This is a genomic window from Lacrimispora amygdalina (assembly GCF_003432035.1).
In the GTDB taxonomy this organism is placed as follows: Bacteria; Bacillota; Clostridia; order Lachnospirales; family Lachnospiraceae; genus Lacrimispora; species Lacrimispora amygdalina.
The window spans coordinates 16,589-33,147 of the sequence record NZ_QOHO01000043.1; the positions used below are offsets into that span (position 1 = coordinate 16,589).

Below are 16,559 nucleotides of genomic sequence, written 5' to 3' on the forward strand. Positions count from 1 at the left end.
TTTTAATAGATTTTTGGCTTTTTGTTTAGCTTTGATAGGGATTGAGCATATGACTGGGCGTTGAATGAAGATATAGGTTTTTCATTTGTGATTATCTGTCCTCTTCTTAATTCGTATAACCTATGGGCCAACATAATTAATACATAAAAGCGGTCATCGTGCATGGAGCTTTCCTTATCTTTTGCTAAGGCATAGGTTTTTGTAGTCTTCTCAGAGTTTTCATATTTATATATTGATGTTGTTTCAAGTTTCATTAAATCAATATTGGCTAAAGCAGAGATTTCTTTGTCGGACAGTTCATATTTTTCAATTATCTCCTCGTCTGAATCTTCTTGTTTTTTAGCCATTGAAATAAATTCTTGTTTAAATTCATAAGGGAACTTTATTACCCCTAAATCAATCAATTCTATAAACTCGTCAACCATTTGTGTTCTATATTTTCTAGGGCTAATTAATCTTAACTTATCAATAGCATTAGGGTAAAGTTCTTTATATCCAGTATAGATATCGTGAGATGCATCTATTAATCCCCTATGATGTCGGCCATCTTCACCAACCCAATCATTAAGTAATCCATCCGCATATGCGGAAACTCCCGCACCTCCAGATCCTTGGTCGATCAGTAAACTATCTATATTTTGATAATCGTTGTATTGTCCATTATAGGAAGCAAGATACTTTCGGATTTCCGCTAATTGTCTGTTCGAATCTAATTTATATCCCCTTTTACTCGCCTTATCAAACAAATTAACACAATTGACAATCTCACCAATATACCCATAATTGGGATCATTAACAATATTCATAGCACCAAGAATTGAATTATCAAGTGTTCTGGCAGGATCTAACGCGAGACATATTGAAGTATCTGGTTTATAAGATAATTGAGGAAGATAGAAACATTCGTTTCGTCGTATAGTCCCCCATTTGACAATCTGGTTTACTCCACCATCACGAGTGGGCTGATTATAGTACTCCCTTAATGCTTTTTCTCTGTTCGCTTTCATGGCAGCATCAACTTTATCCTGGGTAAGTAGAGCGGTATATGGTTTCCCATCCATGAATGTTTTTATTGCTGTATCGCAAATCATATCAACAACTATGTAATCTCTATCACCGGCAATCATTCGTTTTGCGAAGTTTTTATAATGCTGATAGAAAATTTTGCTCATGTCATCTTGAGATGATGCATAAACCAATTGTGTTGGACATTTTCTTTTCAAAGTATCGGGATTAAATCCTTTGGCAACTGAGGTCTTGAATTCTGTGTTTTGCGTCGCAAAAGCTTCACATACTGCAATTAGTTCGTCTGAAGAGAATGCGGCTTCATCAAAAAATACTAAGGTTGCTCGACGTGATCTATTGTTGTCTGGATTCCCGTTTAATGTAAATATTTCACTACCATTATAGAACTCCACATGAAATCCTGACTGAGCATGACCAAAACCAGTCTTATTATTACTTGATTTTTTAGTTTCCTTTTCAACAATATCCTTAAGAGAATCAATAGATGCCGCTGTCTTACCGATACGAAGAACAATCTCTTCAATTTTTGAAAAGGTTTCTTTTGATTGATCACCAACGGAACTTACAATATAAATAGCTTGATTTTCATATAAAATTGCTTTGAGAACCATAAAAATAGCGCCCAAAAATGATTTTCCGAAATTTCGGCTACAACACCATAAAACATGTGGTTTATTCCAACTTGCTTGTAATATGTATTTTTGGCTATCTATAAGTTTTATTCCGAGCAAATCTTCACAAGCAATACAAGGGTTTCTTCTATAATAAGCAATACTTTTGGCATCTAGCTCACAAATACGTCTTTTTCTCTCCGATATTAAATTATGATAAGCCATCGTCGTCACCGTCCTCTACAGTGGACAATTGCGATTTTAGCTCATCAACCTGAATAAGTAATTGACGCACTTGTTCTTTTTTGTCATCTAACTCTTTATATAAATCTTCTATAAGCTTTATCTGCGTTTCATATACTTCCTTCTTATCATTTTCATCAAATAGGCAGTGATCAAGAAGTGCCTTTTGAGACACCGAAATTGCCCATTGAGTTCCAGGCCCACTTAGCTGATCATAGTAATCGGCTTCGGCCTTATCAAAATGCTTCTCTCTAAGGTCGCGCATTAAATACGTCAGAGTTGATTTACCGACATCCTTGTTAGATCTGTTCTTTACGGAAATTTCATTTTCTTTTGCTATTTTATCGTTACTGGCGACAAGATCTTTCTTTATGACATTTAAAGTTTTAATGTCATTTGCATCCTTGACCGGATCTAAGTTTGCAATTCGTTTATCACAAACATGAATCTGTTTATTGTTATTAACTATTTGTAGTATCTGGGAAAGTTTATAAGCATCTTCAGCTGAATCTTCATCTTCCAAATACGGGGCAAGCTGATTAAACAAAAATCGCCTATCCTCTTCTGGATAATCTTCAAATGGATCGTATCCAATGAGTTCAATTGCGTAATCTCTATTTTGAGTGTCTTGTTTTGACCACTTGACTTCTTTATCTTGATCAAGATCAGTAGAATTCTTGCCTATTTCACCAGCTAAAATTGATTGTGAAAAGTCTTGATATTGATACTGACGACCATTTATTTGACGCATATAAAGCCCCATGCTAAAGTTGTTGTTGGCCTTTATAATACTGTCGAAAAGAGAATAGTAATAAGGAATATCAAGCTTATAACACATGAAAATACAAGCTGATTTTGTATCATATTTTTTCTCATAATGTGTAAAGAGTTCATTAACACAATCCTTGCAAATATGTGTAAATTTAGAATTCTTTTCAAAACATTCTGACCACGGAGATTTAAAGAATTTACCAACTGGATTTTCATAACTTTTGCCGCAACGTAGGCATGTATAAACATGAGAATCGTCAAAGTTATCTGTTAAGTCGGCAACTTTGGGTTTTCGTGCCATTTATAATACCTCCTTTGCTGTTTACAATAAAAATAAGCACCACCGCCAGTGCAGTAGCGCTTGTTGATAGCTTCTGTATTTTGTTTTCACCATTGAATGTGCAGTTCTAGGTCCAAATGGGAAAGTGATTATGTTAATTTAAAGCCTATAACAATATGACTTTCTTTTAATTTGTCAATTTGTTCATTACTTAATCCAGAACATTCATCAAGAAATAAAATTTTATTTTTGACTTGTCTCATACTTAAAACATATCTGTAATTACAAATTGGTACATTAAATCCAAACTGCTTGCAATTATTCTTTATTCCAAACGAACCATTAGTTGTTTCAGATACTACAATACCATTGTATTTGTGACACAGACTCGCTAAAGCATAAGATTTTCCTGTCCCTCTACATTCATCTCCATAAGTACAAATATAAGATTGCCGATTAGCAATACAGGATTCAAACTTTTCAATCCATACATTCTTTTTATCAGTTGAATCATAAGTCTGATATTCTTTTAGGTTTCTAATTTCACCACAATGATTCTGTTCCCAGATTTTCAACTGCTTCCCAGTAGTGGTTTCTAACTCGGAATACTTTAATTCCCAATCATACTCTTTAATAAGAGCGAGGGTATCTTTTAAAAGACGCATACAACTTAACGCTTCTGTAAAATTATTATTTTCCTGACACTTTGAAAATTTAGCTTGTAGTTTCTTTGCATCTTCGATTAATGTTGCTACAGTTTCTTCAAATACATTTTTGTTTTCCATATTATTTCTCCTAGTGGTAAGTCACGACCTGTTATTTCTCTTCGTGATAGAAGAGTAACGCCGTACACACGATTCGAACGTGCAAGCCTGTTAAAGCCAAGTGTTTTCAAGACACCTCCATCGCCACCCGGACATACGGCATAATAAAAGAGACAGGTCTATTCCTGCCTCTTCCAAATAAATACTCATTTCCTCAATTAGTCAACATACCAAACTTCCAAAGCTCCGTTACCAGAGGCGCTTTCATGATAACAGGCCCCCTCGTAATCTGCACCAGACGTATTCTCCAAGAAATACCATTGTCCATTCCATAACTGCCACCCGGTGAGCATATATCCATTAGGATCAAACAAATACCAATGATGATTGATTAACTTCCAACCGTCTTTGGCATAACTACCATCACTATACTGATACCACCAACGTACATTATCAGCAGCTTTAAGCCAACCCTCTACATACTCCTCTACAAGACTGTAATCTGGTGTACCAAAGCCGGGTATACGAGGTTTATAATCGCTATATGTATAATTCTTCTTTGCTACGCAACCACCATTTTCTACTATGCCAGTTAATCCACCGGTATTCCCCTCGATTGTGGTCATCTTACCAGAAGCATAATCTCTGACATAGAATGTATGATAGATTCTTGTATCATTTTTGAAAAATCCCACATAACCCTCTTCGGGTGTTCCGGTAGACCATCGATTAATATTTTTGAAATACTGTGCGGAAGTAGGGGTGTAAGCAGAGAATCCGCCCAGAAGCTTCTTAGCCTTTTCAACCCCAAATAAGTGAATAAAAATTGTATCAATAAAACTGTCGCACCAAGGCTGACCCTGAACATCAATTCCTGTTTTCTCTTTATATACCTTTGCAAAAATTGTGTAATTATTATCACCGGCCCCAGATGTATAGGACTCAGGGTTATCATAATTAGTTCCCACACTAGAAGCTTTTGCTTTTTCGCAATATCCAATCCATTTTTCAAATTCTTTTGTAACTTTATTTACAACATTATATTTCATATTATCCCTACCTTTCGAAAATGGGAGAGTTATTATTTTCTTTATATATTAGGTGAGGATTTGCACCTCACATACATCAGCCACGATAGGCAATCAGTTCTCTATTCGTCAGTAAAGACTGGTGGCACATATTACCTGATTGCGTTTGCTTTTATAAGCGTCTACCTATTCCGCCACTAATATAGTTACAGGGGTACTCCTCATCACCTGTTTATCTCCAAGCGCCCACCTCACCGCATGTCTACGGATTCGTAGAGAACATCTTCCCTAACTAATTGCGCTATTTCCCTATTTTGACCGCACAGCAGTCATTCGCTATTAATTATCCAGTCGGTTGGCAGTCCGATATCTCTTTAAGACCCTTAGGGCGTGACAACTGCCTGTCCTATCCTTAAATAATTCATTGTGATATTGCCGATGAAAGGCGGATTCTATTGATTAGATTCATCGGCTAGTGCGTTTTTAAGCTTTTCTAGCCCTTTCCATTTTCTGTCTTTTGCAGTATTATCGTTGTATAAATCAACGAGATCTGATGAAGACCAGTTTTGAAGTTCTTGAATTAACTCTTTTTCAAGTCCAATTGACGATAAATATGAAGTCCAAAAATGCCTTCCTGCATGAGGATACCAATGTTTTGTAAGATAGTTATCCCACTTTTCCATCCAGCCACGAATTCCACTAACTTTTATTGGATCACCTGTCCTAGTTATAAATAAGTAATTATGTTCCTTGTTATTTTCATCCATAATTAATTGCCTTACAGGAAGGTATTTATTATAGAATGGAACAAATAAGTCTTTAATAATATATCTTTCTATGTATTTACCATCAACACCACGACCTTTAACTTTTATTTTAGATGTTGTTTCTAAAAATAATCCATCAAAAGCAGTATTATTATAATCAATCATGTCTGTAGTAAACCTAACCAACTCACTGGCTCTTGCCCCAGAAGCCATAATTAGTGCAAGTAAACACTGTTCATTAATAAGATTTTCTTTTCCTAAACAATCCATCAAATAATCAAGTTCTTCTTTTTTGAATACGGATTTTTCCCTTGAATTTTCTTTTGGAAGTTTTTCTACAAATTTAAGTAGATTTCTAAAATTTGGATATGTTTCATCGAAAAATTTTTCAATAAATTTTGATAGTTCAGAAAGAGAACTGTGAATACGTGCATATCTATTTGATTTCCACTTTAAGTCAGTAATTCCAAAATCAAAAAAATCTTGCATATCAAGTTTCTTCAGATTTGTGAATAATTCATTATCGTTGTATAAATAATTCCATGCAAAAAATACGTTAAAATCTGATTTATATGCATTGACTGTTTTTGGGCTTCTTTTAGTGGCAAGATTTTTGAGATATTTATTTACTAATTTTTGATTTTCCGGATTGAAATTTGCAATAATTTCGTCCGTTACAATTATGTTTCTATAGGTTTTCCTAGCTTCTGGCATTTTATCACTTCCTTCCATAACAAAAAAGAAGTGGATAATGTCTAAGCCACTTCTTTTACAATTTTATTAATGCGCTCAAATAATAACCCGTAAATTTCTTTAAACGATTTTGAGTAAATATCTTTCTGATATAAATCAATCAATGGTACATTATATTTTCTGCACAAATTAATTTTTTCTTGCTTTCTTTTTTCATACTTTAAATTTCCTTCTATGCCAAATAACTCCACATAAATTTTTTGTCCGTCAATAAACAGAACAAAATCAAATCTGTATTTTCTTTTAAAGTTTGGTATTATTGTGCTATATAACATTTCATTTTCAAAATTTATATTATATCTTTCAAGCATTTGAGCAAATTTCAATTCATAAGTAGAACGACATTTAACTCCGTTTTTTGTCTTTAAAACATTTATTTTACTATAACCAGATTCTTTTAGTGCTTCTTTAAAACTTCCAAACTCTGATATATAGGTACTGCAACTAGGCATAAAATCATATAAAATTAAGTCTTTTTGAGTAGGTCTTCTGCCTAATAATTTTCCAAGCTTTTGTAAACAGACAATCATTTCTAGTCTTGAAGCACCTTTACCCGGATGGGTTTTCACAAAGCCACATATTTCTTGTAAATTATGTAATGTTCCAAAATGGTTTAAATAAGCTTCTGTAGAGTATATATATTCTTTGTTACTTTTAGATAATCTTGTTATATCTCTACTAGACAAACTTTTACCATGTTCTTTACATGCTCGCTTATATTTAAATAGCATGTCCTTTTCAAGGGCGGAATTGTTAAACTCCTTTTGGTTATATCCGATTAATTCATTTATATGCTCAAATGAACTGAAGCGCCGTATATAAACACTGGTACACTGTATATAATCACAAGCATCTACCTCATCATTTGTCGGTAAGTAAATATTTGTCTTTAAGTGCTCTTCAACAAATTTCTTGTAATTAATTAACATTTCGTTATCGGTTAAACATTCTCTTTGAAACAAATATTCTTTATCATAAACATTTATGTCGGCTTCTTTTAAACAGTTTTGAAATGAACCAAAAGCATTTATTACTTGTGTGACAGACGGAAGTCCATTTTTATGTCTCAAATCTCTTATTACAATTTTCCCGTTTTTATCATACCAATTTTTAATTAATGATATTATTTCGTCATTAGTATATAATTTATAACCCTGTTTACTCTTTACCAATTTATTTCCTCATTTCTCCTCATTCAATAATAAAAGTAGAAGAGGGCGGTGCGAATGAGGTTACACCTTCTAAGGCTCATGACTTCCTTATATCCTCTTCAAAATCCCAGCATCAGCAATGACGCATAATGCTGGACACTACTTATTTCTCCAAACAAAAAGAGAACCACTGAAAAATCAGCAATTCCCATAAAAATAGACCCTACGCGTTTGACCGCATAGAATCTCATATAATTAATCCAACTTCTCTAACAATGTTTCAATCGTCATCACTTCACCAACAGAAATACACTTATCCTGTCTTACTTCCAGAATTTCCTTTAAAAGGGTAATTTCATCATCGGTTAAGTTGACGGTTTTTATAATTTCATCATATCCCATTACATAATCACCGCCTTATTCAACAAACAGTCCCTTAACTGATTTTGACAGCTTAAATGTAGGTTCTTGATGCGCCGGTGTTACATATTCCTCGCCTTTACGATCACCCATCATAATTGTACCTCTACGCTCATTTACATCTTTTACTTTAAATGTGCCAAGTCCAGGAAGAGGAATAGCTTCGTCTTTATTTTTTATTAAACTCTCTGTAACAACTGTTGCATATGCTGCTAATACAGTATCAATATCTTTCTGTGATAACTCCGCAACGCTATTTGTGATTTCTTTTAATAATTCTGCCTTTGTCATATCTTATCAAATCCTCATCTTTCAAATATTTTTAGTCAATAAAATAGAAGAGTAGTAGACGCTCTTCTTAGAGATAATGGCCAGCCCGCCCGTGGCTGACTTTTCTTGTCCTGTATCTAAGTGGTGCTTTAATCCAATTGAATATCATATAACGTTTTAATTTTTATAACTAGTTACGATATTACACATATTCCCAATAGTACCCATATGCTTTGTTTGCTCTATTCTTTAAACTTCTTGAAATATTCCCAGAACATCGTTTTCCTGTTATGTATTCTCCTGCATCAGAAACAGACTTAAAGATATTTATTATCTTCCCATTGCTATCTATTTGTTTTATAGATTTCTTCTGACTTTTATTCCGTTCATAATCAGACAAAGAAAATTTGTCATAATCAGACTCGTATATCCATATATACCCATAAGCACTTTTGGCATTACTAGATAAGCAATTATGAATATTAGAATAAGATTTTTCAATGTTATTATCAAACTGAAAACAAGCGTCAGTTATGGAATCATAATCAGTTACGATTTTTCCGTATAAAGTTAACTGCATTATTCTTTCATTACACTTATTGAAATTCACGCGTCCAATATTGTCACACTTATAATATTTCCATTGAAACCCGTATGCAACTTCTCGTGTTCCATTACAGCAATTTGATATATGACCTCCATTGGCAATGCCCATTTGTTTTACCACATCTGGTACAGTCCCGCATTTTTCAACAAAGTCACCTGATAATGAATATTTATATACTATTCTTGAATTTGTTAATTCAATATATTTTCCAATATTGTTTTTCTTATCAAAAGACCATCTATAATCTCCGGCACTTTTCCTTGAACCATTACAACATTCAGATATTTTTCCTTCACAAATATTGAACTCTCTATTAGCATCAGAAATAGAATTAAATTCACGAATGTAAACCCCATCCATAGAGTATTGAAAAACAGTTTTACCCAAACAATTATGCTCATTCCCTCCATTAGTTAAGTTATACCCAAATTCTGAGTTCGTTGATTTGTATTGTTTTATATAAAACTTTTCTCTATCATTTGCAATTTCTTGCGTATGTATATTATCTTCTAAAATTTCATGAGAGAAATTATCCCACCCATATTTCTGTATTGCTTTATAAAATAATTTACATCCTCTATATCCAACTCCATTCTTTCCAAACCTTGCACGGAGAGATGTGTATGTTTGACCTACATATACCTTCCCGTTTATAGTATTTGTATGCTTATAAATTTTATAGTTTTTCAAAATTACCTCCAAGTTTTTCTACATTATAATTCTCCAAATAAAAAGTGAACTACTTATTTGAAGTCCACTTTTCCAAAAGAGTATTAAGTTTTTCATCTTTTACATAAATCCAAAATAGATTTTTACTATTCGGATTTAATGCTGCCAGTTTGTATCTCAACCCGTTTTCACGTAAATAATTACGGAGCGGAAGTGAATAACAGCAATATAAATTTATGTCCATATGTTTTACCTACTAATTTAAAATAATCTTATAAGTCTCATCGTGACCATATATTTCATTGAATCCATATATCTTTACGGAAGCCTTGCTTCCTTTCATTAGGGAATCGGAATATGGGTCACTCCCAACAAATGATGGAGCAATTAGAACCTCACAATCTGAACAGCAACCTTCATTACTTGTGAGTTCTTTTCCAGCATGAAAATGTCCCATCAGAAGAACATCTATAAATGACCGTCTTAACATAGATAAATCTTTTAATGAATTTTCTATGCTTTTAATCTGATGCCCGTGAAGCGCTACAATCTCATTCCCCAAAATAGGAATGTCAATATATCCTTTACCTTCATCTGCTAAGTGAACACAAATTCGTTCGTTATCTTTGCATAAATCCTTAATATAATTGCCAATAAGGTACTCTAAATCCTCGTCCATAAGTTCGTTGGCTTTACTGCCCAACACCCGCGTCTGCGTATGATTTGCCATCGGCACATGATAATATTCGATTTTTACGAAAGTGGATAATTCATTTAAGAATGTTGCAATAAGACGGCTGATTTCAACCGTAGACTTAACAACGGTACTATCGTTAATTCGTAAATCATTAATCCGAAGAATTCCTTGAAGTAAGTCTCCTAGACTGACAATATGTAATTTCTGCAATTCTTTTTCGGTGATAAATCTCACCAGCTCATAACCCAAAAATTCCAAACGCTCTTTTATTATATCGGGAGAGTATTCATTGTTTTCACTTTTAAATTTTGCCCCATAATGAATGTCTGCCAGTGCTACTAAATATTCTTCTGGGAATGATTTTTTGCAATCACTTGGTTCATACGAATACAAAGGCTTAAAATCAGGCAGTGGGAGAGCATCACATGTTCTTCCAACATATTCATAGTACATTTCTTGACGAGAAACGTTTCTATCAATGCGACTTCTTTCGATGTTGGCTGTCTGCAATTTAATATTTTCCTTGCGGATAGCATCTAATTTTAAATCAAGTTCCCTCATATGTTTATCAGAATCACATGATTCAGTTTTAGCGTCACTATATCCTTCCAGATAACTTTTCATATGCTTACGATGAGCAGATTCATCAAAACATACTCCGAAAGCTTCGTTACACAGCCTGCCGATCTCAGGATTACTTAATCCATATAGTTCCTTATTCTTGTACAGTCTTATTCTGTATGCCTTTGGTTCTTCGTTTGGCTGTCTTAATGCCTTACTGTCTATACGTCAGCCCACCCTTCTTATTCATCGTCATCTGACAAATCAACTTCTTCAACTTCATCTGGTAACTCTAATGAGATCTTAATTGTAAATGTAGTATCTTCTCCATTAGGAAGGGCTTCAACGAGCCTGTCCATAATAGAACCCTCCTCATCTACAAATTTATCTCCATCAACTCTGATATTTTCAATAGTAATATTTTTCTTACGTGGACTCCACTTAGAGTCTACATCTTTAACCTTAATCATTATAAAAAATTCCTTTCATTCTCAAATTTTCGCACAAAAATAGAAGAGTTTAATTTACTCTTCCTCAAAATCATCTTCATAATATTCGTCTTCATTTGGTGTATAGTGAAATCCAATAGCGCATGCGTCAGATTCCGTACCATCATCTTCAGCTACCATCTTCTTATTCCAATCATTTATAATCCCGGACGGCTTTGTTTTCAGAACTTCAATCCATGAGAACGCTACATTGATTAATTCCTCAATTAACGGTATGAAAATAAATCCAGTGATCAGTCCCAATATGTATGATATTAAGTTTTTGTTTTTCATAGGCTCCCTTATAGTAAATCGCATAGTTCTGCAATTCTACTCCTCCAAACGTTCTGTAACTGAACATATCCAAACTCACCATGATCCTTAAATACATCAATTGCGCGCTTCATTCCGTTCTTTTCACCCTGAAAATGGACACTATCAATCTGCTCGAAATCTCCCTCGATAAAGACTTTTGCACCGGATGATACTCTAGATAAGCAGATCTTAATTAAATCAATTGATGTATTTTCACATTCTGTAATCCATAAAATTTCATTATCACGGATTTCCATTCCGCGACAGTCTGACATACAGACCAATTTGATTTTATCCTGGTTAATTAACAAATCCACACCAAGTCTATCACCAAATTTAGTAGTGAGAATCTGCCCGATTCCACTCTGCATAGCTTTTTCTGTAGCAGATCCCGGATAATACCCCTGGTTTTCTGATCCGCGTAATTTTATTGGATTGTATAAGATAACAAGTCGGTCGTATTTGCCACTTTCAATTAGGTGCATGGCGACCATTAATGATAAAAGAGATTTTCCACTACCGGCTTTGCCAGATATTGCAGTCATGGTATTTTTAATTAATGAATCAATGGCCATTTGCTGATAAACATCTTTAGCTTTAAGTTTATCCCCGAACGAAGCAGATTTGATTGGCTTTTTGTATAATCCCTCATACTCTTCGCCAGTCCATCGATAAATATCAATTACTTCGTTCAACTCATTTTTAAGAACTATGTATTCATTTATGAAAAGTCCATATATATTTTCACTTAAATGCTCGTAGAACCACGCTATCTCTGGTTCACTAAGAATTTTTTCAATAAAGCCCATATATGCGTCATCAGCATTACTCTTTAAACTGTCTACAGCCAACCCAAAATATTCTTTTGCAATTAACTTACATAAAATATCGTCGGTAATAAATATTAAATCTCCGTAACCCATTACCGATTTGGCATATGTGGCACACTCCACAATCTGTGTATCATGTGTCTCATCTAAAAGGTGGTCATTAAAATCACGGACTTCTCCATCATATATAATCGCCTTATATTTTTCAGGATGGTCATTTAACCATCTGACAGCAACCCTTGCACTATAACGTAATTCTTCGGTCTTCTTGCTGTTTGTTTTAATTTCTTCAAGCTCCTGAATACTTACTGAACTAATCAGAAACATATTTTCATTCTCCAACACATCTAGGTGGGAGAGTAGTATATTGGTATCTATGAACTTAGTCAATAACGGATACCACCTTTCACGTATATTTCGTCACAGTACTTCTACTTAACGATCTTAGATTTCCGAATTTTCTGTAAATCTGCCATACCTTTTCTTGATTCGGTAAAATAATATTTTTTGTATCGGCTATAAGTATGATGTAAGTCACCTTCATTTCCAAACATATAACCTAATTTTTGCAACTCAATACTTTCTGATTTTGTAATCTGAACTATTGGTAAAACCCTCTTTCTTGTTTTGTATTCCGTTTAATACGGTAACTGACTAAGTAGGACTTGAACCTACGACCCAACGGTTAACAGCCGTTTGCTCTACCAACTGAGCTATTGGTCAATAAAATACCAATGACAACACTACCAGAACGGTAATACCGCCATTGGCTTGAAAAGTAACCTTATTCATTTTTGTAGTTATTACAGCCTTGTACAAACCTAATCGTCAATTACACGACACGAATAAAACTTAATCAAGGGTTTTATCGAATTTTAGTAATTACGCTTTAAACTTTATAAATAAAGAGTTTTAAAATATAATCTTTAAATTCTGAATATTGAATTTTGAGCTTTTACCATCATATGTATTAGTAAATACATCTATCGTAAGTAATGTATTTGCCATTCATCAATATTTGATAAATTCAAATTATTCTATTAAGAATTGTTCTTGATTTTATTTTACCTATGATTATCCGTGGATACCCGCATAGGTGACGGGGTGTAAGTTTTAGGTTTTCATAATAACTACAAAATATTTATGACTTAAAAATCAATTGCAATTTTTGTAATAGCATTTGAAATGACAAGCTGAGTATCTACCTGGCTTTTGAAATTATCAATTTCTTCTTCAAGTTTAACAATTTTGTTGTAAATTTCAATTGGGTCAATAAGCTCAAACTCGTTTTTGTCTCGGTATGGTTTTTCAATAGCTTCCTGATCTTCCTTGCTGATTTTTTTATCGGAGTCCTTACCAATCAGGGTTGCAAGCAGTTCATCAACCTTATTGTCAACTTTCTTATTTTCCTTATTTACTAATTCACTAGCATTCGCATACTGCCTTTTCATTTCAGATAGGAGAGTTTCTTCATACTCAATAGAGTTTTTACGTTCAATAGCCTCTGCAACCGTCATAACTTTATCGGCTACCTGAACTTCTGTAATAGCATTAGATTTTACAATTGCAGACTTTAAAGAATTTCTATTTGCTATTAAATCAATGGAAGACTGGTAGGTGGCTTTTGCTCGTTCGTTAAATATATCCTTTGAAACTACACCGATTTTATCTGAGGACTTTTTAGCACCACCTACAAATGATGCATTAGTAATAGCTTTTGTAATTTTAGAATCATACAGTTTTAACTCATTAAGTGCCTCTGTAATACTGATTGTTCTCATATTAAATTCGCTCCTTTTATTCTCAATTATTTTATTTGTTACAATTATGTATTCTCTGTTTTTCCAAATAATTTTTCATTTAATCTGTTATTATAATATTTTGAAACAGATGCTTTTAATTTTACATGTTCTGGACAATCTAAATCCTCAAACATTCCCTTTGTATAAGATTTTCTACTTATATAATTTCTTCCAATGCTCATTCCATTGAAAATTTTAATATCTATTTTTTCAGTAGGAGAGGAAGAAGAAGATAAATAGTCGAAAATAATTTTCTCTGCCGACTTAAAAATCAATCGGACTGTCGCTATGTTAATATCTTCTACACTTGCAATTTCTTTAATAATATCTTCTTGTACAATAGTCAAATATTATGCGCTCCTCCCATCTAATCGAATTCGATATATAAGAAACATATCTTGATTTGTAATTGATAACATTTTATAATTCTCCTTATAATAGTTATTTGTGCGATATGTGTTCAGCTAATTTTGCATCTTTACGTGCTTTTTCTAGTCGTAATTCATACAATTCACTTGTTGTATATTTAGATTTTTTCTTTACATTTGGTGGAACGTATATTCCTATAATTTTGTCTTTTACTGTTCCATAATTCATATTATATTTTCTAGTACACCATTCTAAATTTTCAACGCGATTATTTTTCTTATCTTCATCTTTGTGATTTACTTCTGGTAGATTATTTGGATTATCAATAAATGCAATTGCCACCAGGCGATGGATAAATTGGGCTTTATACTTTCCGTTTTTACATAGGCGAATCGAAAAATAACCACGGTTATTAACAGTAGGTTTTCTTATTGATTCTTTTTGTAACCTGAAATTATTGTTATTACTTTTCACCAATCTCTCAATACTCTTTACTCTACCGTAGTTTGATATTTCATATAAATCTTCGTAGCCGAATATAGGTTTCCAAACTTCTTTATTTTTTATGTAAAACACCTTCTTCCCTTAATGAAACAAATTTTAATACGTTATTTACGGATTATTTAAATTTTGGTATGTAAATTTAATCCGTAAATAACGAGCTTTATTTATTTTGTCAACTGGTGGGACATTCGTTGTTTTCTCTTTTTCTCTCTTTCGATACGACGTCTTTCAATGTCAAAACAATCGTCACATCTTATCCTTTTTGAATCAATATCCACTTCAACCCATTCTCCACAATTAATACACTGAATAAACTTAGTTTTCTTAATCTGAATATTTTTCTCCAAACTATTTACAACACATTGACCATAGCAGAACCAAAGCAATTGCTTGTATCTTTTTTCATGTCCGTATAAATATTCCACCAACATGTCGGCAATAATTTCGTCTGAATATCCAGTTTTGCTAAACAATTTTCTAATCTGACAAGCAACGTATCTCAAATTGTCAATATACTCATCTTTCATATTTATCATATAACGATATTTTCTATTTAACTCGTTATATAAATTAGCAACCTCTTCACTACAAACCACATTTACATTATTCATCATTAAACGATAATCTATAGAACCAAGATTCAACCCCTTTGTGTTAATTGCCTTATTTGGAATTCTATCAAATATTTTGTTAACAAAACTCTGATTTCTAGTTTCAACTTGTTCCTTTTCTTTATCCTTAGCATATTTAAAAAATGCGGGTAGTTTCTTTTTGGTATATTTCGAAACAACGGGTTTGAACCAATCGGGTCTTTCGGGCATATATAATGTCTTGGCACTGTCAATACAGAAGTTGTTTTCCATACAAAGAAGCTTTACAACGTCAATAGCTTCCCCCTGTTCTTCCTTACTTCCTTCCACAAACACATCATCATTCCATATCTTTGAAATGTCGTTACTATAGATTCCGATATTTCCATGAGTAAAAGCAGCATTTAGTCCATCATAAATTGTCTTATTATTAAGTAATGTAGGATCTGCTTTTCTCATGTTGTAATAGAGTGGAACAACCCCGTTCATATTTCTTTCTGCAATTCTCACAAAATCCGGTTCAGCTACAACTAGACTTTTATCTCCATCAACATCAAACTGAAGAATTTTGCTTATTAAATCGTGAACACTAGTGTAAACAGCATTAGTAGTAAACCACTCTTTGATTTTTGACACGCGATCACCATATCCATCACTTGCAACATTAAATCTTATGGCATGTTCCATATATAAATGAGGACTTCTGAGACAATCCAGTTTGTCACTTTTTTTAAACAAATTACAAAAAACTTCCTTATCACTTAATAATCCATTTGGATTTTCTATTCCACCAAACCAATACTCACAAGCCGCATAAAAATCCGGAAGTAAGAATGTATATTTGCCAACCACTTCAAGCTTTCCACTACGATATTTCTTTAAAAGACTATCTTTAACTTCACGAACTACATCTTTTGCATATGTATCTGATAAAAGTGGGGGATATATTTTAATGGCTTTTTGAAAAGGAGTCATTTTGGTGTTATATGGAGTAACTCCTAGAATATTCATCATTGTATCTTTTGACGTACAGATATTCTCTA

The 16,559-nt window shown here is 33.2% G+C and carries 17 protein-coding genes and 1 tRNA gene; all 18 read right to left on the reverse strand.

The genetic code is table 11. The annotated features are described in order from the left end of the window. Nucleotides 1-2 precede the first annotated feature (2 nt). Nucleotides 3-1,862 (reverse strand): terminase large subunit, encoded by a 1,860-nt coding sequence (locus DS742_RS14020; RefSeq protein WP_117417602.1) that lies wholly within the window; start codon nt 1,860-1,862, stop codon nt 3-5. Further along, a complete protein-coding gene (locus DS742_RS14025) occupies nt 1,849-2,952 on the reverse strand; it encodes a YonG family phage-derived protein (RefSeq protein ID WP_117417603.1) in 1,104 nt (367 codons plus the stop codon). The genes DS742_RS14020 and DS742_RS14025 overlap by 14 nt, the downstream gene beginning before the upstream one ends. A gap of 128 nt (nt 2,953-3,080) precedes the next feature. Then, nucleotides 3,081-3,716, reverse strand: a complete 636-nt coding sequence (locus DS742_RS14030; RefSeq protein ID WP_117417604.1) for a hypothetical protein — start codon at nt 3,714-3,716, stop codon at nt 3,081-3,083. A 197-nt stretch (nt 3,717-3,913) separates the two neighbouring features. Beyond that, nucleotides 3,914-4,744: a CHAP domain-containing protein gene (locus tag DS742_RS29485; protein ID WP_242996480.1), complete on the reverse strand. Its 831-nt coding sequence runs from the start codon at nt 4,742-4,744 to the stop codon at nt 3,914-3,916. Nucleotides 4,745-5,175: 431 nt separating this feature from the next. After that, a complete protein-coding gene (locus tag DS742_RS14040) occupies nt 5,176-6,204 on the reverse strand; it encodes a tyrosine-type recombinase/integrase (protein ID WP_117417605.1) in 1,029 nt (342 codons plus the stop codon). A gap of 41 nt (nt 6,205-6,245) precedes the next feature. Continuing rightward, nucleotides 6,246-7,415 (reverse strand): homing endonuclease associated repeat-containing protein, encoded by a 1,170-nt coding sequence (locus tag DS742_RS14045; protein ID WP_117417606.1) that lies wholly within the window; start codon nt 7,413-7,415, stop codon nt 6,246-6,248. A gap of 234 nt (nt 7,416-7,649) precedes the next feature. Next, on the reverse strand, nt 7,650-7,796 hold the full coding sequence (locus DS742_RS28845; protein ID WP_170313462.1) for a hypothetical protein: 147 nt from the start codon (nt 7,794-7,796) through the stop codon (nt 7,650-7,652). Nucleotides 7,797-7,811: 15 nt separating this feature from the next. After that, nucleotides 7,812-8,105, reverse strand: coding sequence for an HU family DNA-binding protein (locus DS742_RS14050; protein ID WP_117417607.1), 294 nt, complete (start codon nt 8,103-8,105; stop codon nt 7,812-7,814). Nucleotides 8,106-8,286: 181 nt separating this feature from the next. Further along, complete coding sequence (locus tag DS742_RS14055; RefSeq protein ID WP_117417608.1) at nt 8,287-9,381, reverse strand: NUMOD1 domain-containing DNA-binding protein; 1,095 nt, start codon at nt 9,379-9,381, stop codon at nt 8,287-8,289. A gap of 235 nt (nt 9,382-9,616) precedes the next feature. Next, nucleotides 9,617-10,843, reverse strand: a complete 1,227-nt coding sequence (locus tag DS742_RS14060) for a hypothetical protein (protein WP_496196557.1) — start codon at nt 10,841-10,843, stop codon at nt 9,617-9,619. A gap of 17 nt (nt 10,844-10,860) precedes the next feature. After that, nucleotides 10,861-11,088, reverse strand: coding sequence for a hypothetical protein (locus DS742_RS14065; RefSeq protein ID WP_117417609.1), 228 nt, complete (start codon nt 11,086-11,088; stop codon nt 10,861-10,863). Nucleotides 11,089-11,142: 54 nt separating this feature from the next. Next, entirely contained in the window at nt 11,143-11,424 is a 282-nt protein-coding gene (locus DS742_RS14070; protein WP_117417610.1) for a hypothetical protein, read from the reverse strand. Next, nucleotides 11,409-12,641, reverse strand: a complete 1,233-nt coding sequence (locus DS742_RS14075; protein WP_117417611.1) for a PhoH family protein — start codon at nt 12,639-12,641, stop codon at nt 11,409-11,411. Before DS742_RS14075 ends, DS742_RS14070 begins: the two co-directional genes overlap by 16 nt. A gap of 260 nt (nt 12,642-12,901) precedes the next feature. After that, nucleotides 12,902-12,974: transfer RNA gene (locus DS742_RS14080), tRNA-Asn, on the reverse strand. A gap of 425 nt (nt 12,975-13,399) precedes the next feature. Next, complete coding sequence (locus DS742_RS14085) at nt 13,400-14,032, reverse strand: hypothetical protein (protein ID WP_117417612.1); 633 nt, start codon at nt 14,030-14,032, stop codon at nt 13,400-13,402. Nucleotides 14,033-14,076: 44 nt separating this feature from the next. Then, a complete protein-coding gene (locus DS742_RS14090; RefSeq protein WP_117417613.1) occupies nt 14,077-14,400 on the reverse strand; it encodes a hypothetical protein in 324 nt (107 codons plus the stop codon). A 94-nt stretch (nt 14,401-14,494) separates the two neighbouring features. After that, nucleotides 14,495-14,998: an NUMOD4 domain-containing protein gene (locus DS742_RS14095; protein ID WP_242996481.1), complete on the reverse strand. Its 504-nt coding sequence runs from the start codon at nt 14,996-14,998 to the stop codon at nt 14,495-14,497. A 92-nt stretch (nt 14,999-15,090) separates the two neighbouring features. Further along, entirely contained in the window at nt 15,091-16,530 is a 1,440-nt protein-coding gene (locus tag DS742_RS14100; RefSeq protein ID WP_205692760.1) for a hypothetical protein, read from the reverse strand. Between the last annotated feature and the right edge of the window lie 29 nt (nt 16,531-16,559).